This window comes from Caballeronia sp. HLA56, assembly GCF_054655155.1.
The window spans coordinates 604,314-625,532 of sequence record NZ_BAAHOB010000005.1 but is presented as its reverse complement, the minus strand read 5'-3'; the positions used below and the strand labels follow the sequence as shown (position 1 = coordinate 625,532).

Sequence of the window (21,219 nt, the reverse complement as noted above, 5' to 3'; positions counted from 1 at the left end):
CTTGAGCTGCTTGAGACGGGATCATCGCGCCGGCAACGGCAGACACACCGCGAGCCACGCAGGCGGCGTCGGCGCGAGCCGCAACGCCACCGGCGCATAACGGCCGTCGAGACGCGCCGCGAGATGAAAGAGTTCCGCCGAGTTTTTCGGATCCCACTGACCCGAGAATCCCGGCAATCCGGCCTCGCGACGCTTGGCATCGAAAGACACGGTCGAATGCACGAATTCGTCATGCGTGCGGGTGCCGAGCGCATACGGGGTAAGCCAGTTGAGCGCTTGCGCGAGCGTTGCGCCCGACTGCGCGCGCTCCGGCAGCCAGTTGCGGTTATGCCGTCGCGCGGCCAGCGCCGCCGTCACGAGCGGCTGAAGATCGTAGGTGACGTAGCGCAAGGCATCGCGTTCGGCGAAATCGACGGTCGATCCATCCGGCGCGATGTTGTCGCCGATATGCTCGACGAACAGCCGCTGCGCCGCGTTGATGAGCTTGCGGTCGTCGATGGTGAATGCGCCCATCGCCACCAGCTTCACGCGATGACTCTGCCAGTTGTTCCGATACGTGCCCGTGAGCGGGCGCTTCTGCTTGTCCATGTCGGCGACGTAGCCCGTCACCATCTTCGTGATGAACGCGTTCGCCGCGTTGCGCGTCTTCACCGGCAACGCGCTCGCGGTCAGATCGTAGGCGAGGATCAGCGACTCGAAGTTGGTCTCGTCGATCGGATTGAAACTCGGCTGATACGTTGTCGTCCACGCGAACAGAAAGCGGTCGACGAGACGCAGATAACGCTCGTCGCCGGTCGCGCGCCAGGCGAGCGCGGCATCGCGCATCAAGCCGAGATCCTTTTCGGCTTCGATGCTCTCGTCGCGTATGCCTTCGTGCGGCAGCGTGCCTTCGGTATGCAATTTCGCGAGCGGCTTCGGCTGGTCGTTGACGTGCGATTGCACCATCTGCACGAGCGCCTTCACGCCGGGATCGGCATTGGTGCGCTCGCTCGTCTGCATGGCGGGCGCGGCGCAGAAATTCATCGCCGCATGCGCGGACGGCGCGGCGCAAGCCAACGCCCACAGCATGAATCGCGCGGCATGGAAGCGCTTCGTCTCGTTCACCTCTCGCACCCTTGTCGCCATATGAACTCCCTATTTTGGCTTTTGGTCCGGGGTGAGATGTTAGCCCTTCTGACTCGCGCTGCAAAACCGCCAGACAATGCTTGACGTTTCTGGGCGGTTCCGCGGTTTTGATCGATTACTCGTCCGTGTACTCCGAGATCGGCACGCACGAGCACATCAGATTGCGGTCGCCATACGCGTTATCCGCGCGGCCAACCGGCGACCAATACTTGCGCGTCACGAGCGACTTCAGCGGATACGCCGCCGCTTCACGCGTGTACTTGTGGTCCCACGCATCCGACGTAACGACCGCCGCCGTGTGCGGCGCGTTCTTCAGCACGTTGTCTTCGCGATCCGCGCTGCCTTCTTCCACCGCGCGAATCTCGTTGCGAATGGCGATCATCGCGTCGATGAAGCGATCCAGCTCTTCCTTCGACTCCGATTCGGTCGGTTCCACCATCAGCGTGCCGGGCACCGGAAAGCTCATCGTCGGCGCGTGGAAGCCGTAGTCGATCAGACGCTTGGCCACGTCTTCCACCGAGATGCCGCTCGATTCCTTGATCGGCCGGACATCGAGAATGCATTCGTGCGCGACGAGCCCGCCCGGCCCGCTATACAGCACCGGATAATGCGGCGCGAGGCGCTTCGCGACGTAGTTGGCCGCGAGAATCGCGCTTGCCGTGGCGGCGGTGAGACCTTCCGCGCCCATCATCGCGATATACATCCATGAGATCGGCAAGATCGCGGCCGAGCCGTAAGGCGCCGACGATACCGCGCCGATGCCCGCGTCATCGCGCTTGTAACCGGTCGAAGCCTGATTCGGAAGAAACCTGGCCAGATGCGCGCCAACCGCTACCGGACCCACGCCCGGTCCGCCGCCGCCGTGCGGAATGCAGAACGTCTTGTGCAAGTTCAGATGCGAGACATCGCCGCCGAACTGGCCGGGCGCGGTGAGGCCGACCATCGCATTCATGTTCGCGCCATCGACATACACCTGGCCGCCGTGCGCGTGCACGATCTCGCAGATTTCGCGGACGTTGCGCTCGAACACGCCATGCGTCGACGGATACGTGATCATGATCGCCGCGAGATTCGCCGAATGCTTTTCGGCCTTCGCCTTCAGGTCTTCGATATCGACGTTGCCGTTCGTATCGCATGCAACGACGACGACCTGCATGCCCGCCATCTGCGCCGAAGCCGGATTCGTGCCGTGCGCGGACGCCGGAATCAGACATACATTGCGATGCCCTTCGCCGCGCGACTCGTGATACGCGTGAATGATGAGCAAGCCGGCGTATTCGCCCTGCGAACCGGCGTTCGGCTGCAACGACACCGCCGCATAGCCGGTGCACGCGACGAGCATCTGTTCGAGCTGATCGATCATAGTGCGATAGCCGACCGTCTGTTCCGCAGGCGCGAATGGATGAATCTGCGCGAACTCGGGCCACGTCACCGGCAGCATTTCGGAGGTCGCGTTGAGCTTCATCGTGCAGGAGCCGAGCGGGATCATCGTGCGGTCGAGCGCGAGGTCCTTGTCCGCGAGACTGCGCAGATAGCGCAGCATTTCGTGCTCGGAATGATGGCGATTGAAAACCGGATGCGTGAGGTATTCGCTCGTGCGCTTGAGATCTGCGGGCAATGGATCGGCAAGCGATGCATCGAGCGCGTCGATATCGAACGTCTCGTTCTTGCCCGCGACTTCGGCGAACAGCGCGAAGAGCTTCGTGAGATCGTCGCGCGTCGTGGTTTCATCGAGCGACACACCGACGCGATTCGCGCTCACATGACGCAGATTCACATGCGCGGCGTAAGCGGCCTGATGCAGCGCGTTGGTGCTCGCGCCGCTTTCGATGGTCACGGTATCGAAGAACGTGTCGTTGGTGAGCGCGTAGCCGAGCTTTCGCACGCCCGCCGCGAACACCGACGCGACGCGATTCACGCGCAGCGCAATGGTCTTGAGACCCTGCGGGCCGTGATAGACCGCGTACATGCTCGCCATGATCGCGAGCAGCGCCTGCGCCGTGCAGACATTCGACGTCGCCTTTTCGCGGCGGATATGCTGTTCGCGCGTTTGCAGCGCGAGACGCAGCGCGGAATTGCCTTGCGCGTCGATAGTCACGCCGACGAGACGGCCCGGCATCTGACGCTTGAATTCGTCGCGCACGGCCATGTACGCCGCGTGCGGACCGCCGAAGCCGACCGGCACGCCGAAACGCTGCGTATTGCCGATAGCCACGTCCGCGCCCCATTCGCCTGGCGGCGTGATGAGCGTGAGCGCCAGCAAGTCGGCTGCGGCGATCACGTAACCGCCCGCCGCATGCACCGCTTCGGCGAGCGCGCGGTAGTCGCGAACGTCGCCATTCGCGCCGGGATATTGCAGCAGCACGCCGAATGCGTTCGCGCTCGCGGCATCCGCGGCCGGTCCCACCTGCACGTCGATGCCCGCCGGCTTAGCGCGTGTCTTCACCACTTCGATGGTCTGCGGCAGCACGTCGTCGGCCACATAGAACAGGTTCGATTTCGGCTTGCCGACGCGTTGCAGAAGCGTCATGGCTTCGGCGGCGGCGGTGGCTTCGTCGAGCAGCGACGCGTTCGAGATGGCGAGGCCCGTGAGATCCATCACCATCTGCTGAAAGTTCAGAAGCGCTTCCAGACGCCCTTGCGAAATCTCGGGCTGATACGGCGTATAAGCCGTGTACCACGCCGGATTTTCCAGCACGTTGCGCAGGATCACGCCCGGCGTGTGCGTGCCGTAATAACCCTGGCCGATATACGTGCGAAACACGAGATTCTCGTTCGCCAGCTTGCGCAGCGACGCGAGCGCTTCCGCTTCGCTTTTCGGCTGCGTGAACGCGCCGAGCGGCAGCGTTTCCTGACGGCGGATCGATTCCGGAATCACCGCGTCGATGAACGCCGCGCGCGATGCGAACCCGAGCGCGTCGAGCATGGCGCGCTGGTCGGCATCGTCGGGACCGATGTGCCGTGCCGCGAATGCGTCATGGCATTCGAGCGCGGCGAGGGACAGGGAGGTGCGGTTCATCAGGTGATCCGGATGTTCGAGCTTCATGTGAATTCCTGCAAAGCGGCCGGTTGGAAACGCAACCGCTTTCGTCATTGAGATGAGTTATTCGCCGATCGACTTGCCGTAGCCTTCGGCGTCGAGCAGCTTGTCGAGACTGGCGTCGGCGGCCGGCTTGATCTTGAAGAGCCAGCTTTCGTACGGTGCGCCATTCACCGAATCCGGCGACGAAGTCAACGCGTCGTTCGCGGCGACGACTTCGCCCGACACCGGCGCGTAAATATCGGATGCCGCTTTCACGGATTCGATCACCGCGATGGCGTCGCCCGCCGCGACTGCCTTGCCCGCTGCGGGCAGTTCGACGAACACGATGTCGCCCAGCGCTTCTTGCGCGTGATCGGTAATGCCGATGGTCAGCGTGCCGTCGGATTCGGTGCGGACCCATTCATGCGATTCGGTATATTTCAGATCGGCCGGGATGCTCATTGGATGCTCCTTGCGTAATTCGTTCGTGGGGTTCGTGATCGGATGGCGCGCGCCACGTTCGTCCGCTGTCGGGCCTCAAAGGCTCACGAGCGTCTTGCCGTTGCGCACGAACGGAAGTTTTACCACGCGCGCGGCAACTTGCTTGTCGCGGATGAGCACTTGCACCGTATCGCCGATCGCCACTTGCGTCGGGACGCGAGCGAACGCAATCGACTCCTGCATCGACGGCGAAAACGTGCCGCTCGTGATCTCGCCTTCGCCGTGCGCCGTGACGACCTTCTGATGCGCGCGCAGCACGCCAGCCGCACGCCCGTTCTCCTTGATGAGCACGAGCCCGACGAAGTTCGACTGCGAGCCGTTCGCTTCGAGCGCGGCGCGGCCGACGAAATCGCGCGGGGTTTTCAGGTCGACAGTCCAGGCGAGGCCGGCGTCGAGCGGCGACACGGTTTCATCCATGTCCTGGCCGTAGAGATTCATGCCGGCTTCGAGACGCAAGGTGTCGCGTGCGCCGAGGCCTGCGGGCTTCACGCCGGCTTCGCGGAGCGCGTTCCACAGCGCTTCCACGTTCGTGGCGGAAACCACGATCTCGAAGCCGTCCTCGCCCGTGTAGCCGGTGCGCGCGAGCATCAGTTCGCCGAAGGGCGTGGTTGCGAACTTCGCCGCATTGAAGGGTTTGAGCGATTCGGTTTCGGCGCGCGTCTGCGGCAGCACTTGCCAGACCTTTTCGCGTGCATTCGGACCTTGCACCGCGATGATGCCGAAATCGCCGCGCGGGCGGATCGACAGATCAAAGCCACCTTCCGCGTTCAGTTGCTGGAACCACGCGATGTCTTTATCCGCCGTGCTCGCGTTCACGACCACGCGGAAACTCGTTTCGGAGAAGTAGTAGACGATCAGATCGTCGATGACGCCGCCGTCGGTCTTGAGCAGGCACGAATACAGTGCGCGGCCGGGCGTCGTCAGCTTGTCGACGTTATTGGCGATGGCGTGCAGAAAGAAGGGGCGAACGGCGTCGCCTTCGAAATCGACGACGCGCATGTGCGATACGTCGAACATGCCCGCGTCGGTTCGGACGGCGTGATGTTCGTCGATTTGCGAACCGTAGTTGACGGGCATGTCCCAGCCGCCGAAATCGACCATGCGCGCGTTGAGCGCGAGGTGGGCGGCATGCAAGGGCGTGTGTTGAAGAGCGGTCATCGGGGCCTCGGTTCGCGAAACAAAAAAGGCCACGCAGCGCGCAGATATCTGCCTTCGCCGCGGACTATGCCTTTGCTCGCTGACTTTCAGCAGCGCAAAGCGCATACCGGCTGGCGGTTGCGATGCGTGACCCCTCTGTCCTCGGTACCTGAGAGATTGCGCGGATCAAAAAAATCCGTCGCGCGCCCCTTCGGTGGGCTGCTGACATCGTTCGATGCCGCTGCCGCTCTCCAGAGTGCGAAAAAATTGCCCGAAAGGGCGATTTCTTCGACGCGGCCGGTCCTTTTGCCTGAGAGTTTGTGGGTGTGCCCCTTCGGCGGCGCGGCTCGCTTGGCGATTTTGAAATCGACAGAAGCCACGCGCTCTCCCGACGCGTGCGGCCGAATTTACGCGACCGAATTAGGCTTGTCAAACGGATTCGGACGGGGCTGAGTGTGCGGTGGAGCGGGTTGTGGCTGGCGACGATGCCTCGCCATGCGTCGGCCTCAGAACGTCGTTGACAGGGTCGAGTTGATTTGCCCCTGAAATGCATCGGTTTTCGGCAAGAACGCCAGACAGTTCGCGACGAGGTCGGTGGCGTCGTGCTGACTAAACGGCTTCGTGAGATGGTAATCCGCGTGCGTACGCACTTTTTTTAGGTCGATGAGCACGTAGGCCAGCGCGCGGCCTTTGTTCCCTACGGTCATGAGCCGATTTGTCAGCCGTTCATGTTGACCGGCAACCTCGCGCGTTGACGGCAAGCAGGCGTCCGCCACGGCAAGCGTTTTGTGATAAGCGGCGTAATAAGCTCGCGACGCGCCGGATCGCCATTCGCATTCGCTATTGCCTGCCGACAACTGCTGCGCCAGATGCAGCAGATCGGAAACCTCGATGCTCATTCCACCACCTCCATTAGCGCACTGCGGGAGGCAAGCGCACTAAGCGAACCAACAGGGCGACAGACGAAGGTAATCACCTCTGGGTACGCGTTATCGAAGGTCGTGGTCAATACCTCGGCAATCGCGAAGTTGACGTTTCCACACTGGCTTGCAGTTTCGTCGACATAAAGCTCGTATCTCGTTGTGTCGTCGTAAATCATCAACCTGCTGCCGCGAATCATGCAGCCCTGCGAGCGGATTGCTTCGACCGCCGTTTCCAACAAAGCAAGCCGTTGCTCGGCATCGACGCCGCAACGAAGAAAGATCTGTGCCGTCGCTTCGATGTCGCGCGGTAGCTCCGCATCGCCTTCGGCAACGGTTGCATTGAGATCATGAGCAAGCATGATTGCCGCCGCCTCTTCGGCATGCAGCGCCGTGACGAATACACGAGCCGCCTTGACCCGGCTTGTCGGGTCGCTACGCTGCGTATCGGCGAGCAAGCGCGCGTAGTTCACCGCCATGCGCGGCTCTCCGAGATCGCACATTAGCGACGCCACATTGGTCAGAATGGTGACGTCATGCCTCGCTAGTGCCTGCGCGGCTTCGGAGCAACGAACGCATTCGTCGCGATCACCACGGAGGAACGCGGTGAATGCGAGTACGAGCCAAAATATCTCAGGACGTTCGCGGCCCTTGCTCAAGAACGCAAGCGCTTCTCGCTCGATGCGCCTTACCTGGAATTCGTTGCTCTGCGCCGTGATCACCATATCGATCAGATCGCATAGCCATTCTGTTGCAACAGCTTTCGGGACATTCAAGGGAACGCACTCCGGATATTCGTTTGCGGTCGATTCGAAATACTACCGCCTCGATCGCGCCAGGCGTTTGTCTCTTTAATGTGAATTAAATGCCCCTGCTGGAAGGCACGGAATTATTGCCGCAATCGTTCGAGTGAGCGCAAAGGCCGCTTCGTCAATGTCGAACAAACTCCACCCGCCGCCCTTCCTTTTCACTCTGAATAGCCAGCTCGATGATCGCCATCGCGTCCACCGCATCCTGCGGCTTAACGGGGAACGGTTTGCCGTCCAACACGGCCCCCGCTAGCGCCCGATAAAACTCCACATACGCTCCGTCGCGGGTGGCGAAAGCCTGACGCAGATCGTGATCGCCATCGACTTCGCGCAGCAAGCCCGGCGGGTTCTTGCCGAATTCCGAATGCCCCGGCCGCATGCCGGAGCGCAGTTGATCTTCCTGCACATCGAGCCCGCTCTTCACATAACTGCCGCGCGTGCCGTGAATCGTGAAACGCGGCGGATCGAGCGCCGCGAGCGCGCTTGCATGCAGAACGACTTCCTTATCCGCATAGCCGAGCACGAGATGCACGTAATCCGGCGCATGCGCGTGGTCGCGATGCGCCTTCACGAACGCCGTCACCGTCGCGGGCGCGCCGAACAACGTGAGCGCCTGATCGATCAGATGCGGCCCGAGATCGAACAGCAAGCCGCCGCCGCGCGATGCTTCCTCACGCCAGCGCTGCGGCACTTTCGGACGAAAGCGGTCGAAATGCGATTCGTAATGCGTGATGCGTCCAAGCCGCCCGCTTTCGATCAACGCGCGCACGGTCATGAAATCGCCATCCCAACGGCGATTGTGGAACGGCGCGAACAGAAGCCCGCGCGATGCGGCGAGATCGGCGAGCGTGCGGGCATCGCGCGAGGAAAGCGTCACGGGTTTGTCGACGACCACATGCTTGGCCGCCGACAACGCGCGATGCGCGAGGTCGAAGTGCGTGTCGTTAGGCGTGGCGATGACGATGCAATCGAGCGCGTCGATGGCGAGGAGCGCATCGAAATCGGCGACGATCCGTGCATCGGGATAATCGGCCTCGGCGCGCTCGGCCTGGCTCGTCGCGATGGCCGTCACCTCCGCGCGGCCGCAGTGTTCGATGACCGGCGCGTGAAACGTCGCGCCCGCCAGACCATAGCCCATCACGCCGACTTTCAGTTTTGAACTCATGCTTGGCGTCCTTTGAATCGGTAATCCGGCTGGATATTGTGGCATGTCAGTTGGACGCGGCGCGCTCAGTGCTTCGTTCACGGCGGCGTCACGATCATCTGCCGATTGACGGACGATGGTCCCGTTTGGCGACAAGACGCAATCGCGAGCGCCACCCATCGTCCGAACGAACGAGGGCCAAAACCCGTCGCGTTCTATCGTGTTAACATCGCGCTCTCGCGCATTTTTTGCGGTCGCACGCGCGTCGCTGCGATGCGCGCAGTCCATCAGGCACCGGCGCCGCCGCGAGCCTCAACTCAAAGTCCAAAACGATGTCCGCAGGTCTGAACGCCGCGCAAAGCGAAGCCGTGCGCTATCTCGACGGTCCCTGTCTCGTGCTCGCCGGTGCGGGCAGCGGCAAGACGCGCGTGATCACGCAGAAGATCGCGCATCTGATCGAAGGACGCGGCTTCGAGCCTAGGCACATTGCCGCCCTCACCTTCACCAACAAGGCCGCGCTCGAAATGCGCGAGCGCACCGCGAAGCTGCTCGAAGGCAAAACGCTCACGACGCCCGGCAAGGAAGGCCGCAAGGTGCCCGTGAATCAGTTGACCATCTGCACGTTTCACTCGCTCGGCGTGCAGATCATGCGTCAGGAAGCGGAACATGTCGGCCTTAAACCGCAGTTCTCCATCATGGATTCGGACGATTGCTTCGGCATGGTTCAGGAGCAGCTCGGCACGACCGACAAGGGCTTGATCCGCAAGGTGCAGTCGATCATCTCGCTGTGGAAGAACGCGATGGTCTCGCCCGATCAGGCGTCCGTGCTCGCGAACAACGAAGACGAGCATCAGGCGGCGATTGTTTATCGGAGCTACGCGGCGACCTTGCATGCGTATCAGGCGCTGGATTTCGACGATCTCATCCTGCGTCCCGCGCAACTGTTCGCCGAAAACGAGCAGGTTCGCGACAAGTGGCAAAACCGTCTGCGATATCTCTTGATCGACGAGTATCAGGACACCAACGCCTGTCAGTACGAGTTGTTGAAGCTGCTGGCTGGTCCGCGCGCCGCCTTCACCGCCGTGGGCGACGACGATCAGGCCATTTACGGCTGGCGCGGCGCCACGCTGGAAAACCTCGGGCAGTTGAGCAAGGACTTCCCGAAACTGCATGTGGTGAAGCTGGAGCAGAACTATCGCTCGACGGTGCGGATTCTGACAGCGGCGAACAATGTGATCGCCAACAATCCCAAACTGTTCGAGAAGAAGCTCTGGTCCGAGCACGGCATGGGCGACAGCATCACCGTGACCGGTTGCAATGACGAAGAGCATGAAGCGGAGTCCGTCGTGTTCCGGCTGTCGGCGCACAAGTTCGAACGGCGCGCGGCGTTTCGCGACTACGCCATTCTGTATCGCGGCAACTTTCAGGCGCGCATCATCGAACAGGTTTTGCGGCGTGAGCGCATTCCGTACGTGCTGTCGGGCGGGCAGTCGTTTTTCGACCGCGCCGAGATCAAGGACATCATCGCGTATTTGCGGCTGATCGCGAATCCCGACGACGATCCCGCGTTCATCCGCGCGATCACGACGCCGCGCCGCGGTGTCGGCAACACGACGCTCGAAGCGCTCGGCGCGTTCGCCGGCGCGGCGAAGGTGTCGCTCTTCGAGGCCGTGTTCATGGGCGGTATCGAGGCGCGCTTGTCGGCGCGGCAAGTGGAACCGCTGCGCACGTTTTGCGAGTGGATTCGCAGGCTGTCGGACCGCGCCGCGCGCGATCCGGCGAGCACCGTGCTCGACGACATGATGGAAGCGATCCACTACGAAGCGTATCTCTACGATGCCTACGACGAACGGCAGGCGCAATCGAAGTGGCAGAACGTGCTCGAATTCTGCGAGTGGCTCAAGCGCAAGGGCACGAAGCCGGAGCCATCGGCGGAAGCGGAACAAACCGGGTTCGATACGGCCGACGGTCTTTCGGATGACGGCAAGAATCTGCTCGGCCTGATTCAAACCGTCGCGCTGATGTCCATGCTCGAAGGCCGCGACGAAGACCCGGACGCGGTGCGGCTATCGACGGTGCATGCGTCGAAAGGGCTCGAATATCCGCACGTGTTTCTGGTGGGCGTGGAGGAAGGCATCATGCCGCATCGCGGCAGTTCGGACGATGACGCGCCAGTGGATTCCGCGCGTATCGAGGAAGAACGGCGGCTCATGTATGTGGCGATCACGCGGGCGCAGCGCAGCCTGCATCTGAACTGGTGCAAGAAGCGCAAGCGCGCGCGGGAAACGGTGGTGTGCGAGCCATCGCGCTTCATCCCCGAGATGCTGCTCGACGATGCACCGCCGCCGACGGCCGAAGAAGCGCCGTTGTCGCCGAAGGATCGGATGGCGATGCTGAAGGCGATGTTGCAGAAGGGGTGATGAGCGCTGCGCGCTTGGCAGTCTTGAAGCGCGTCGAGCGTATGCATAAGATATAGAGCTGCAGACGCGGTCCCGGTAGCTACGGTCGAAAGGCAAGCCGGCTAACTCCCCGTTCGGCGAATATCGCGTTGTAAAAGCAAAGCCCCGCGACGCTCACACGCACGCAGGGCTTTTACCGCCGCCATTCACTTCGAAGCATTCACCATGTAATCGACGGCGGCTTTCACGTCCGCATCGGATGCATTCGACCCGCCTTTCGCCGGCATTGCGCCCTTGCCGTGCAGCGCGTAGTTGTAGACGGTGTCCATCGGATCTTTCAAGCGCGGCGCCCATGCTTCCTTGTCGCCGAACTTCGGTGCGTTGAGCACGCCGGCCGCGTGGCACGCCTGACAAACCTGCTCATAGAGCGCCTTGCCGGCTTGCGATGCATCGGCGCTTTGCGCGCCCGCTGCCGGAGCAGCCGCCTGCGGCACCGATGCCAGCGCGGCGACTGCCGCCGCAGCCTGAGCGTTCTCCGTCGAACTCGCGCCAGCCGCCGCGCCGGATGCTCCGGCTGCGGGAGCCGCGGCGCCTGCCGTTGCGCCAGAAGCGGGTTGAGCCGGTTCGGGGAACTTGGCGCCGCCGTCGTTGGCCATGTAGACGACTGCGCGAGCGATTTCGAAGTCGCTATAGTCGTCGGGGCTCGTGCCGCCGCGCGCGGGCATGGCGCCCTTGCCGTTGAGCGCGTTATGCAGAAGCGTGTCGTAGCCTTCGCTGATGCGCGGGGCCCAGGCGCTCGCATCGCCGAACTTGGGCGCGCCTGCGGTTCCTGCCGCGTGACAAGCCGAGCACACGGCCTTGAAGACCTGTTCGCCGGTCTTGTAGACGCGTGGCGCGTTGGCATCGCGGATATCGACTTGAGCGGCCGGTGCGATACGTTCCTTGACCGAAGCTTCGAGGTCGGTGCCGGCGCCGGTGCGAGTCGAGTTATTCACATAGACCGCGAGCAGGATGATGATGGCGACCGGTATGCCAAACCCCGCGATCACCGCCGCGATGAGTTGGCCGGGTGTTTTTATTGGGGCTCCGTGGGGTGCTTCGCTCATGCTTGTCTCGTCTCCCGTTTTTTCTAGGTGAGTCGGTTCAGTGACAGCGTGTGGCTACCGCGAGTGCCCTCCTTCTGTATGAGGGCACGGTCGATTATAGACGGAACGTTTAACGCAGGGCGTGGGCCGCCTGCTTTGGTTTCACGCGCGTTTACCCGAACCGGCGCGGGTTCCGAGCTTCCACGATAGGCGCTCGCGCAGGCCGCGCGATGGACGGATTCATCGAAAACAGGTATTCTCTCGGATTCGCATGGGTCTTGCAGACGCTTCTCCAGCGTCCCCCGCAGCCAAGATCCTCGTCAACGCGCCCGTAGCTCAATGGATAGAGTACTGCCCTCCGAAGGCAGGGGTTGCTGGTTCGATCCCAGCCGGGCGCACCATGTCTGACAAGGGTTTCGGCAATGTCTTCGGTTCTGCCCTCCTTCTCATTGCAGCTAAATTGCAGCTAGTCTCGGCTTAGGCAACAGCGTCAGCGGCGTGACCCACTGCGCCAAGTGGTCGGCCGACAGGTGTGCGTACCGCTGCACCATCTCCATCGTCTCCCACCCGCCGAGCTCCTTCAACACCTGCACCGGCGTGCCGCGCTGCACGTGCCAGCTTGCCCATGTATGCCGCAGATCGTGCCAACGGAAGTCGCGGATACCGGCGCGCTTCAGCGCCTTGCGCCAAGCGGCCGTCACCGTCTGGTAGACCGGCTTACCGTGATAGACGAACACGCTGTCAACATGCTCAGGCATGCGCTTCTTCGGCACCTGGCGGCGTAGCACCGCGATTGCTGTGTCGGACAGCGGCACGGTGATCGCTTTCTTCGCCTTCGCCTGGTCAGGGTGAATCCAGGCGATCCGCCGCACGATGTCGACCTGCGACCAGTGCAGCCCCGTGACGTTCGAGCGGCGCAATCCGGTCTCGAGGCTAAACCGCGCCATGTCGGAAAGGTGCTCAGGCAGCTCGGCCAGCAACCGCTCCGCTTCCGCCGGCGTCAGCCAACGGATACGCTTCGCGACGACCTTCGGGCGTTTCGTCACCGGCGCACGGTCCAACCACTCCCACTCGACGGCCGCATTAAGCACGGCCTTCAGCACGCCGATGACACGACGTACGGTGCCGGCGCTGACGGTCCTGCCGGTGTCCACCACGCCGTGTTTCGTTCGTATCACGCGAGTTTCCCTCCTCTTTGCCAGCGCGATCGCGTCGATGCGGTTCCGGTCGATGTCGGCCAAGGCAAGGCCCGACAGGTGCTGGTCAAGCCATCGCAGATGCGTTTTCGATGTCTCCAGGCTAGATAGCCCTTCGCGGTCGCTTATATACCGCACGACAGCATCGTTCCAGGTGTAGCGCGGCTTCATGCCAAGCCGCGCCTGATTCCACAGATCCACCCTCAGACGGTCGTAAAACTCTTGGGCCTGTTCCTTGTTGCTGGTGCCAGTGCTTCCTTGTATCGGCGATCCGCCACCAGGGGGGTACAGCTTGTATTGCCAGTTCGGACTGGACTTCCGTTTGTAGAGCGACAATTTTTAACTTCCTCCTGCTGATCGCCCTGCACAACTCGCGGAGTCCATTCTCCGGTGAGGTAGCGTTGCAAGGCAACCGTCGAAAATATCCAGCGCTTGCCGACCTTACGGCCGGGCAGCTCTCCGGCCTTCGCCTTCAGGCGAACCGTTTCGGGATGCGCGCTGAGCAGCGCGGCGGCTTGCTTGAGATCTATGGTGTTCATCGGGTTGTCTATCGAGCGCGACGCAGCGGGGGGAGGGGCAGCGCAACTAGTGGAATGATGGCAACGGCCGAAAATGCATGATAAGCGATTGATTTTATTGAGTTTATCGTGCCACTAGTTGCCATCAAAAACACATGGCAGACCTCTCTGACTCGTGGCCTAAAAAATAGGCAGCGTCGCTGACTGATGGCAAACCGCTTAAGACTCGTGGCGTGTGAATTGTGTGTCTTCTCGGTTTTCTTGCCCTTCTTTCTTCTTTCTTTACAACAACTTAGAGAGAGAAAAGAGAGGGGAAGCGGCAAATAGTCCACAAATGGACTAGTGGCAAAATCACGGTGACTAGTGGCAAATCGAGGGTGACTCATGGAAGTACTCTTCTCAACAATCAAGGACTTACGTGAAGTCGCCATCAAAAAACGCGGGTTTTCTGCGCTACCTGTGGTCTCCCCATGCGAAAAACGGCCTCTCCCGGCGATTCGCGCACCAAAGAAGTGCTTAATTCGGACGGAAAGAATGAGTCGGCGGGTGCTAGCGCCACCGATTTGGAGGTAGGTGTAGTGCATCGGACTACGCTCCTTGCAGGGCGTCAGTCGCAAGATCTTCGCGAACGGACACGTGAAGGTTGAAGTCGGCAAGCCGCCGAAGCGAGATCGGAGTCAGGTAGGGCACACGTCGAGTGAAGATGCGACGCTCTACTTCCTTGTCGCCAACAACGACCCCTGCATGCTTGAGCTGCGCTTTGAACACGCGGTCCGACTTAACGGGCAAACCATTCCAGATGTCACGCAAAGCGCTCGTATGTGCGATGTGATCCATCACATGCCCGGTGCGCATCAGAAGGCAGAACTCGCCATCGACCGTATCGAACGTGTACGGATGCTTGTAATTGCCTCCATCGATTTCCGACAACACCGTTTCCAAAATCCAAACCCATGGTTCTCGGTCTGCACTCGTTTCGGAGACATGGCTGTTCATTTCGGCGAGCAGATCCCTGATGAACTTGCCGTCATGCGCATCAATGCCGGCGAACTCACAGAGATACTTCCAAGCGAGGTTGACAGCCGCGTAGTTGCCCGCCATGCGGGTAGCGCCGTCGTCCTCACCGCTCGCGCGACAATTCGCGAGCGCCTCGTTGCGCAATTCGGCGTAGCTCGCCATAACAGAGCGCTTATCGAGGCGCGCGAGGAACTCAAGCCACTGCCGCACGGGAAAGCGCGGCAGATCATCCGGCAGCAGCGGGCCTCGCTTGCCCGTCAATGTGGTGCGTACGAGCTTGCCGAGCAGGCTGCGCACGGGTACATCCTCACCGGCCAGCATCACCGGCGCGCACAGGAGGTATTCCGTCATGTCGGAGCCACGTCGAGTGACGGTGTACTGGTAGTTCTCCTGCAACAGTCCAACCGCCTTGTCGATTACGTCTTGTCGGCGCGCTGACAGTTCTTCCCATCCGACCGGATGGCTCGTGTGGCTGATGCTCGTGAGCAAGCGAAACTCGGTTTGAAGCGACTGACCCGAGAACATCGTGAACGCCAGAGCACGCTCAAGCCGTTTGATTAAGGTCGACTTGCCCGCCCCTTTGTTCGCCTGGATGGTGATGTGCGGCCAGAAGCCCAACAGCGCCTTGAGGTGACCGCCTAGGGCCCACACGAGCGGTATGGTCGCAGCGCTTTGCTTGAACGTCGTCTGGAACGCGCTAATTACGCGGCGGGCGTCCGCGATCGGGCCGCTCGGAAACGTCAGATTGTGATAGGGGCACTGTTTGTCCGCCTCGGTGAAGTAGCAGTCGGGACCCTCGTTCACGATCAGCCGGCCGTCGCGCCATGCAAGCCCCACAAAATTCGCGGCCTGTCGCGCTCCGAGGTCAGCTCCGCGTTCGAGAATGTTCACCATGCGCTTGAACGGCGCTGGCGACCAGATAGGCCCAAATTTCCCCCACTGATCCACGTTGTGCAGCTGGTCGTCTAGAAACACGCGACGAATAAGCTGCGCGCCGTGACGCGCGGCCTGGACAGAGACGGCGAAATAAACGCTTGGCGCCTGATCGGCGTCGCCCGTCATCGTCGATGTCGCACTGGCCACCGCGACACGACTCATGCCCGCGATGCGAAAACCGCAGAGATCCGTGATCACAGGCGTTTCGACTCCCGATTCCTCGTTGCGGTCCATCTTCGTGATGTAGCTCGTGAAGTCGGGGCGCACGCGAAAGCGCCAGTACTGCGCGAAGTCGTGCGAAGGCAAAAAAATGCGCGGCCGTCCTCGGCGTGTCGCGTCGCCGGCGAGACCGGCAATGAGCCAAGGTTCGAGCTGGTCCAACGCCCGAGCAAGCTCGGCCGCGCCGCGTAGCTGCAGATAGTCGTTCACGTCGTTGATCGGCTTGCGCGTTTTTTCGCCATCGGCAAGGTCAGCAAGCCATTGAGACTGGTCAACGAGCATCGCGCTAATGTTCAGGCTCGTGAGCCGCTCGTACAGCGTCCAGGCGGCCTCCGGTCCCGGACGCTGGCCAGCGCGAGGATGACCGTCCGCGAAAGGCTCGTCGTTGTCCATGCAGATCACGACCTGTTTGCCTCGAAGCATTGTGAAATCGATGGCGTCGACGTTTGCCAGACCGCGCAAGGCAAACGCTGCTGTCCCCGGCAACGCACAGGTGTCGATCGACAGCGCATTGATCGCGCTCTCGACGACATACACGCGCTTGGCCTTCGCTAGCCGCCGAGCGTCGGCCGTCCAGCCGAACCCGGCTTTCTCGCCTTGTGTTTGCGTCTTGACGCCGCCGTTGAGCGACGGATCCACGTAGCGAAGATCCACGGCCACGACACGCGTGTCGGCGGGGGCACGTACGACGAATGCTGCCGCAGGGCCGCCGTAGCCGACCTCGCCTTGAACGACCTTGGAACTCGTCCAGGTGTTGAAGCCGAGGGAGCGCGCGCTAATCGCTGCATCAATCGCAGGGTCCGAGATCGCACGGCCGCGAAGATACTCCCGAGCAGATTCTGGGTCGGACAGGCAACGGTCTGCGATGTACTCAACGGTCGATTTTTCGCGCCGTTCGGTCGATGTGGGCCGGTCCATGGGGATGCCATAGGCGTCGTGCAGAAACCGCACCGCCTCGGCGACGGTCCCACCGCGAGTAAACATCACGAGGTCAACGCATGAGCCGCCTGCGCCGCTGCTGTGGTCCTTCCATCCAGTGCCGTACTTAGGATGGTTCATGTATATCGACAGCGACGGACTCTTATCTTGATGTTGAGGCGAGTGATACAGCGCCTTATTGCCGCCTCGGCCGCGTTTGATGCCGAGCCGATCGGCCAGATCGTGCAAGTCGATGCGATGCTTCAATTCGTCGATCGTAGCCATGGTTATTCGTGTAGCCCCGGATGCTGCGCGCTTGCTGTGGTTGGATTGCCACCCGTTGGTGCGCTGAATACGACCGCATTGAGCGCCTCCGCTGATTGCGGAAACGCAAGGGCAAGGCGATCGCTCAGCGCCGCGACGAACAGGCTGAGCGTCGCTTGCCGCGCGACGCTGCCGGGCCGGTTGTTGAAGCGAAGGACCGCAGCGGCAGACTCAATGGCTGCTCTTAATGCCGCGTCGTTCGGTGTGGTCTCTTGGGATTGATTCATGTATGCCTCCGTTCTAGCTAGAACGCCGTCTCTCAACTGAAAGGAAAACGCGCGAGCAAACAGATGTGAAAAACCTCGGCACCGTGCCGTTGCAAAGCGTGGAACTGCCCGGGAAAAGGTTACGGAGCGCCGGACTGCCGGCGCGGTTCGATCAATCGTCGATATCGTTCGCGGCGCGCCGCTTCGCGTCGAGCGCTTGTCGCGTACGCGCTTGTTCACGGTTGCGCCACGCGTGCGCGGCAGCTTCGACGGCAAGCCGTACAGCGCGATGACGCATTGACATGTCATAGTCGCCAACCAAGTGCAAGCGCTTCCAAGCCGCGCGCAGATCGGTCTCGCTCAGCGACTCACGCATTGTCAGTGAAGAACAAGCGGCGTCAGCACAGGCATGTCGGCGCGGACATCCCAGTAACAACGCAACGAGTAACCTAGACGGTGGGCGACGCCGACGAACACAAACGGATCGATATCCGCGCGCCATAGAGCGTGCAGGTATTCGACCCTTTGGCGAGAAGAGGCCTTCGCCGGATCGAACGGGATAGCTACAGGTGTTGATGCAAGCCGTGCCATGTCTGTCTCCGGTTTAGTGGCCAAGCGACTGTTGCTTCAGTCCCGGCGCAAGCGTCTCGAGTTCGGACACTGGCATGCCGAGCAGCCGGGAGACATGACGCAAGTTCGCGTGTAGCTCGAGCGCAAGTCCGCGCTCGGTGGTCCGAGAAAGGTCTTTGGCAAGCGTGCCGCGGTAGCGCAGTGCTGCCAGTCGCTGTGAGACGCTCAAGCGTCCGGTCTGCTGCGGGACTTGCCGACCTTCCAACACGTCGAGGACCCAAACGCGGAATGCCTTCGCGCGCTCCGTGCGGGCCAGCATGCCGAGCAGATAGCAGCCGCGCGGGCTGAAAATGCGCACCTGCTGGCGGCCACCGGCGGTCTCCAATTCGACGAGCTGCGTCATTTCGACGGTGAACTCGTCGGCGTTGCGGTCGTGCAGCTTGGCCACGGCGACCGGCGCATCGGAATACTGCAAGGCATTACCAATTTGGTAACCCCTTAGCCACGGCACATTGTGAATATCGACGACATCAAATTCGACGTTCTCGAACACCAGGACGGACGAGGAAGAGGTGTGTGTCATGCAGATCTCCTGTTTCGATAGGTAAAAAGAGTCCCTCGCGCCGTGATGGCACGATGCAAGGGACGACGAAGGTTAGGGGCTGTCTGCTACAGCGGCATACCTAGCTAATGAATGCGGACTTGCTGGCGGTCACGGGCAGTCTCCAGTTCGACGAGCTGCGTCATTTCGTCGGTGAATTCGTCGGCGTTGCGGTCGTACAGGAACTGGATGTTCTGAGAGGGGTTTTGATAGGCCAAGGCATATTCAATTTGATTACCCCTTAGCCACAGGACAGTTGGATTCGAACAGTTTGTGGATCGACATACGCACTCGTTATAGCCCAAGGCCCCCTCAATCTGAGGGGCCCTTAGCCACTGCACATTGCGAGTATCGACGACATCTAATTTGACGTTCTCGAACACTAGGACCATCGAGGTAGAAGTGCGTGTCATGCAGATCTCCAGTTTCGATAGGCAAAAAAAAGTCCCTCGCGCCGTGACGGCACGATGCGAGAGGCGACGAGGGTTAGGGGCGGTCTGCTACAGAGGCAGATCTAGCTGTTGCGCCAGGCGCTCACGCACGTGTGGCGAAAGCGGCAGCTTCAGGTCCAGATTGGGGGTGGCCGACGGCGAAAGCGTTCGCGCGAACTCCATGTTCACCACGTACGTATGCCCACATTCGGGATTAGTGCATTGATACGTGACTTCCCGAAACGTCAGCGAGATTTCATGGCTGCTACGCGCGACGGCGCGAGCACGGCAATGAGGGCAGCGATTCAAAATCGCCATATCGATTCACTCCAAAATCAGGTGGGTATGCTACGCACACAAACCGTATTTCCGCGTCAGATTGCTCGCTCATTCTTCAACCGGTGCGCAGTCTCCGCATAAGCACACCAACGATTTAGATCTCGAACGGGCTTCGCATTGAACGGCATTCGCCGTGACCTCGGCGGGCACATTCGCAATGCACGCCGACTTCCCCGAGAGTAGCCACCGCATCAAGATACTTACGAGTCACCAGGACAAATCCAACTGCGGCGACAAGCGTATCTAGTTTGTCGATTACGACACCTTGGCTACCGCTCAGAAAGCGACTGACCTGAGAATCGTCCCAATTGAGCGCGGCCTGTACCTCTTGACGTTGAGGACCATGAAGTGCTTGGCGCAAAGCGGGTTCGATCAGAGCAGGGTGGCGCATCACTCAATCTCCCGCAATCGTGTTTGCGTGCGCTTGCGCCATTGATCGGCTAACTTTGGCTCGGTACCGGTCGATGCCTTCAAGGTAAATCAGGCGCGCTACGCTTGATGCGGAGCTATTTAGTGTTGCAGACAGGTCTTCCAACATGCGCCGCTCATTCGGCATGAGCCGCATGTAGACCGGCTTAGTAGACAACACGCCTTTTGGCGCACGTCTGTAGAGGGGTTTCTTGGTAAGCACGGCGGATATACTCCAGTCGATAACCTTGCACAGGATGATAGTGACCGAATGCTCACCTGTCAATCAAATATGGTGATTTAGTGTCCACTTTTTTCGAGCGACTGAGGGAAGAGCGTAAGCGACTACGGTTGAATCAGACCGTTTTCGCCGCACTTGCCGGCGTGACAAAGGAAAGTCAGTTGAAGTACGAGAACGGCTCGCGGCGACCAGACACCGGATATCTCGAATTGGTAGCCGCACATGGGGTTGACGTCGCGTACCTACTCACCGGCGTTCGGTCTAGTGATGCTCTTGCCGTGGATGAACAAGCGCTCTTAGCCGGATATCGTTCCCTTGACGAACGTGGCCGCGCAGGCGTCCTCGGGATGATTGGCGGAATGACACAGCAGGTCCAGCCAAGCGAGAAAAAACCGCGAGATATCAAACAAAATTTCGAAGGGGCGACTATCGGTCAGCGCGTCAAGGGGGATATCACCGCGCCATTCACGATCAACATGGGGATGGGGAAACCCAAGAAGAAAACGGATGGTTGATAGACGAACACGCAGGCCGATCAATGAAAACGAAGTTTGAATTTCGAAGCAACGTAGGCGTAGTGGCCGGCGGCGACATCAGTTCGAACGTCGGAGAGGTGCATCTGTACGTCAATCTCGATCGGCCGGACGTCTCACTCTCAATTGACGAAGAACAGACGCAGCTAGTGACGCAAAAGGTCTTCTCGGTCGCCCGCCGTTCAGGCGTAGATACATTGCGCTTGACCGAGATCTTGTGCACGAAATTCGGACTGGCCAGCATAAGCGCGATGACGGTCGCCGAATTTAGGCCAGTCATGGCATTTCTCGACGGCTGGGAGACGAGCTTCGTGCAGCGCTCGAAGACATACACGAGGCCAACCTTCGGCGGGTCGCTTGCTCGACTGCAGCGTACGATGCCATTTTTGAAGGATTGGTATGTGCCTTGGGTCGGCGCGCTGCTTTTGTGCGCGTTCGCTGTTTGTATCGCAGTGGGCGTATCTCGAGAAGTGCGTTCGAAGCACGAACAGGTACTGGCTTTTCCTGCTTCTCCAGCGATCTCGATCCCGGGCGAGCCTGATGACGATCTATCGTCAACCTTGACGCCGGTTGGCTTTCGATAGGGTTCGCCCGGGCAAGAAAATGACCCGAACCGCCAA

22 protein-coding genes, 1 tRNA gene and 2 riboswitches are annotated in these 21,219 nt (G+C 60.9%); of the genes, 4 read left to right on the top strand and 19 right to left on the bottom strand.

Annotation, left to right across the window (positions count from 1 at the left end; translation table 11 throughout):
• Nucleotides 1-21: 21 nt before the first annotated feature.
• From ACYQ47_RS22355 to ACYQ47_RS22325, 7 genes are all read right to left on the bottom strand, one after another.
• Nucleotides 22-1,068 (bottom strand): alginate lyase family protein, encoded by a 1,047-nt coding sequence (locus tag ACYQ47_RS22355; RefSeq protein ID WP_250509721.1) that lies wholly within the window; start codon nucleotides 1,066-1,068, stop codon nucleotides 22-24.
• A gap of 172 nt (nucleotides 1,069-1,240) precedes the next feature.
• A complete protein-coding gene (gcvP, locus tag ACYQ47_RS22350; RefSeq protein WP_459906975.1) occupies nucleotides 1,241-4,171 on the bottom strand; it encodes an aminomethyl-transferring glycine dehydrogenase in 2,931 nt (976 codons plus the stop codon).
• A 57-nt stretch (nucleotides 4,172-4,228) separates the two neighbouring features.
• Nucleotides 4,229-4,609 carry a glycine cleavage system protein GcvH gene (gcvH, locus tag ACYQ47_RS22345; RefSeq protein ID WP_250466057.1) on the bottom strand — a complete coding sequence of 127 codons (381 nt, stop codon included), beginning with the start codon at nucleotides 4,607-4,609 and terminating at the stop codon, nucleotides 4,229-4,231.
• A gap of 75 nt (nucleotides 4,610-4,684) precedes the next feature.
• Nucleotides 4,685-5,806, bottom strand: a complete 1,122-nt coding sequence (gene gcvT / locus ACYQ47_RS22340; protein ID WP_250509649.1) for a glycine cleavage system aminomethyltransferase GcvT — start codon at nucleotides 5,804-5,806, stop codon at nucleotides 4,685-4,687.
• A 125-nt stretch (nucleotides 5,807-5,931) separates the two neighbouring features.
• Nucleotides 5,932-6,050, bottom strand: a riboswitch (glycine riboswitch).
• Nucleotides 6,051-6,072: 22 nt separating this feature from the next.
• A riboswitch (glycine riboswitch) is annotated at nucleotides 6,073-6,186 on the bottom strand.
• Nucleotides 6,187-6,291: 105 nt separating this feature from the next.
• A complete protein-coding gene (locus tag ACYQ47_RS22335) occupies nucleotides 6,292-6,684 on the bottom strand; it encodes a hypothetical protein (RefSeq protein WP_250526389.1) in 393 nt (130 codons plus the stop codon).
• Complete coding sequence (locus tag ACYQ47_RS22330; protein ID WP_459906972.1) at nucleotides 6,681-7,481, bottom strand: hypothetical protein; 801 nt, start codon at nucleotides 7,479-7,481, stop codon at nucleotides 6,681-6,683. Before ACYQ47_RS22330 ends, ACYQ47_RS22335 begins: the two co-directional genes overlap by 4 nt.
• Nucleotides 7,482-7,635: 154 nt before the next feature.
• The gene (locus tag ACYQ47_RS22325) at nucleotides 7,636-8,679 is read right to left on the bottom strand and encodes an oxidoreductase (RefSeq protein WP_459906970.1); all 1,044 of its coding nucleotides are present in this window, start codon (nucleotides 8,677-8,679) and stop codon (nucleotides 7,636-7,638) included.
• Nucleotides 8,680-8,990: 311 nt separating this feature from the next.
• Here ACYQ47_RS22325 and ACYQ47_RS22320 point away from each other — a divergent pair, with 311 nt between their 5' ends.
• Entirely contained in the window at nucleotides 8,991-11,078 is a 2,088-nt protein-coding gene (locus ACYQ47_RS22320; RefSeq protein ID WP_459906968.1) for a UvrD-helicase domain-containing protein, read from the top strand.
• Nucleotides 11,079-11,263: 185 nt separating this feature from the next.
• Here the strand turns inward: ACYQ47_RS22320 and ACYQ47_RS22315 are convergent, their stop codons facing one another.
• Complete coding sequence (locus ACYQ47_RS22315; RefSeq protein ID WP_244826577.1) at nucleotides 11,264-12,163, bottom strand: c-type cytochrome; 900 nt, start codon at nucleotides 12,161-12,163, stop codon at nucleotides 11,264-11,266.
• Nucleotides 12,164-12,467: 304 nt separating this feature from the next.
• Here ACYQ47_RS22315 and ACYQ47_RS22310 point away from each other — a divergent pair.
• Nucleotides 12,468-12,543: transfer RNA gene (locus tag ACYQ47_RS22310), tRNA-Arg, on the top strand.
• A 54-nt stretch (nucleotides 12,544-12,597) separates the two neighbouring features.
• Here the strand turns inward: ACYQ47_RS22310 and ACYQ47_RS22305 are convergent.
• From ACYQ47_RS22305 to ACYQ47_RS22255, 11 genes are all read right to left on the bottom strand, one after another.
• A complete protein-coding gene (locus tag ACYQ47_RS22305; protein ID WP_459909274.1) occupies nucleotides 12,598-13,629 on the bottom strand; it encodes a tyrosine-type recombinase/integrase in 1,032 nt (343 codons plus the stop codon).
• Nucleotides 13,542-13,877, bottom strand: a complete 336-nt coding sequence (locus ACYQ47_RS22300) for a helix-turn-helix domain-containing protein (protein WP_459906965.1) — start codon at nucleotides 13,875-13,877, stop codon at nucleotides 13,542-13,544. The genes ACYQ47_RS22305 and ACYQ47_RS22300 overlap by 88 nt, the downstream gene beginning before the upstream one ends.
• 567 nt (nucleotides 13,878-14,444) lie before the next feature.
• Entirely contained in the window at nucleotides 14,445-17,231 is a 2,787-nt protein-coding gene (locus ACYQ47_RS22295) for a toprim domain-containing protein (RefSeq protein WP_459906963.1), read from the bottom strand.
• Nucleotides 17,232-17,233: 2 nt separating this feature from the next.
• Complete coding sequence (locus tag ACYQ47_RS22290) at nucleotides 17,234-17,497, bottom strand: hypothetical protein (RefSeq protein WP_459906961.1); 264 nt, start codon at nucleotides 17,495-17,497, stop codon at nucleotides 17,234-17,236.
• A gap of 151 nt (nucleotides 17,498-17,648) precedes the next feature.
• Nucleotides 17,649-17,852 carry a hypothetical protein gene (locus ACYQ47_RS22285; RefSeq protein WP_459906959.1) on the bottom strand — a complete coding sequence of 68 codons (204 nt, stop codon included), beginning with the start codon at nucleotides 17,850-17,852 and terminating at the stop codon, nucleotides 17,649-17,651.
• A gap of 2 nt (nucleotides 17,853-17,854) precedes the next feature.
• A complete protein-coding gene (locus ACYQ47_RS22280; protein WP_459906957.1) occupies nucleotides 17,855-18,067 on the bottom strand; it encodes a hypothetical protein in 213 nt (70 codons plus the stop codon).
• A 13-nt stretch (nucleotides 18,068-18,080) separates the two neighbouring features.
• The gene (locus tag ACYQ47_RS22275) at nucleotides 18,081-18,629 is read right to left on the bottom strand and encodes a BRO-N domain-containing protein (RefSeq protein WP_459906955.1); all 549 of its coding nucleotides are present in this window, start codon (nucleotides 18,627-18,629) and stop codon (nucleotides 18,081-18,083) included.
• A 104-nt stretch (nucleotides 18,630-18,733) separates the two neighbouring features.
• Complete coding sequence (locus ACYQ47_RS22270; RefSeq protein WP_459906953.1) at nucleotides 18,734-18,865, bottom strand: hypothetical protein; 132 nt, start codon at nucleotides 18,863-18,865, stop codon at nucleotides 18,734-18,736.
• A gap of 282 nt (nucleotides 18,866-19,147) precedes the next feature.
• Nucleotides 19,148-19,396 carry an Ogr/Delta-like zinc finger protein gene (locus tag ACYQ47_RS22265; RefSeq protein WP_459906951.1) on the bottom strand — a complete coding sequence of 83 codons (249 nt, stop codon included), beginning with the start codon at nucleotides 19,394-19,396 and terminating at the stop codon, nucleotides 19,148-19,150.
• Between the two features lie 115 nt (nucleotides 19,397-19,511).
• Entirely contained in the window at nucleotides 19,512-19,808 is a 297-nt protein-coding gene (locus ACYQ47_RS22260; protein WP_459906949.1) for a DNA-binding protein, read from the bottom strand.
• Between the two features lie 3 nt (nucleotides 19,809-19,811).
• Nucleotides 19,812-20,048: a hypothetical protein gene (locus ACYQ47_RS22255; protein WP_459906947.1), complete on the bottom strand. Its 237-nt coding sequence runs from the start codon at nucleotides 20,046-20,048 to the stop codon at nucleotides 19,812-19,814.
• Nucleotides 20,049-20,128: 80 nt separating this feature from the next.
• Between ACYQ47_RS22255 and ACYQ47_RS22250 the strand changes: the two genes are divergently transcribed.
• A complete protein-coding gene (locus ACYQ47_RS22250) occupies nucleotides 20,129-20,581 on the top strand; it encodes a helix-turn-helix domain-containing protein (RefSeq protein WP_459906945.1) in 453 nt (150 codons plus the stop codon).
• Between the two features lie 23 nt (nucleotides 20,582-20,604).
• Nucleotides 20,605-21,183 (top strand): hypothetical protein, encoded by a 579-nt coding sequence (locus ACYQ47_RS22245; RefSeq protein ID WP_459906943.1) that lies wholly within the window; start codon nucleotides 20,605-20,607, stop codon nucleotides 21,181-21,183.
• Nucleotides 21,184-21,219: the final 36 nt, after the last annotated feature.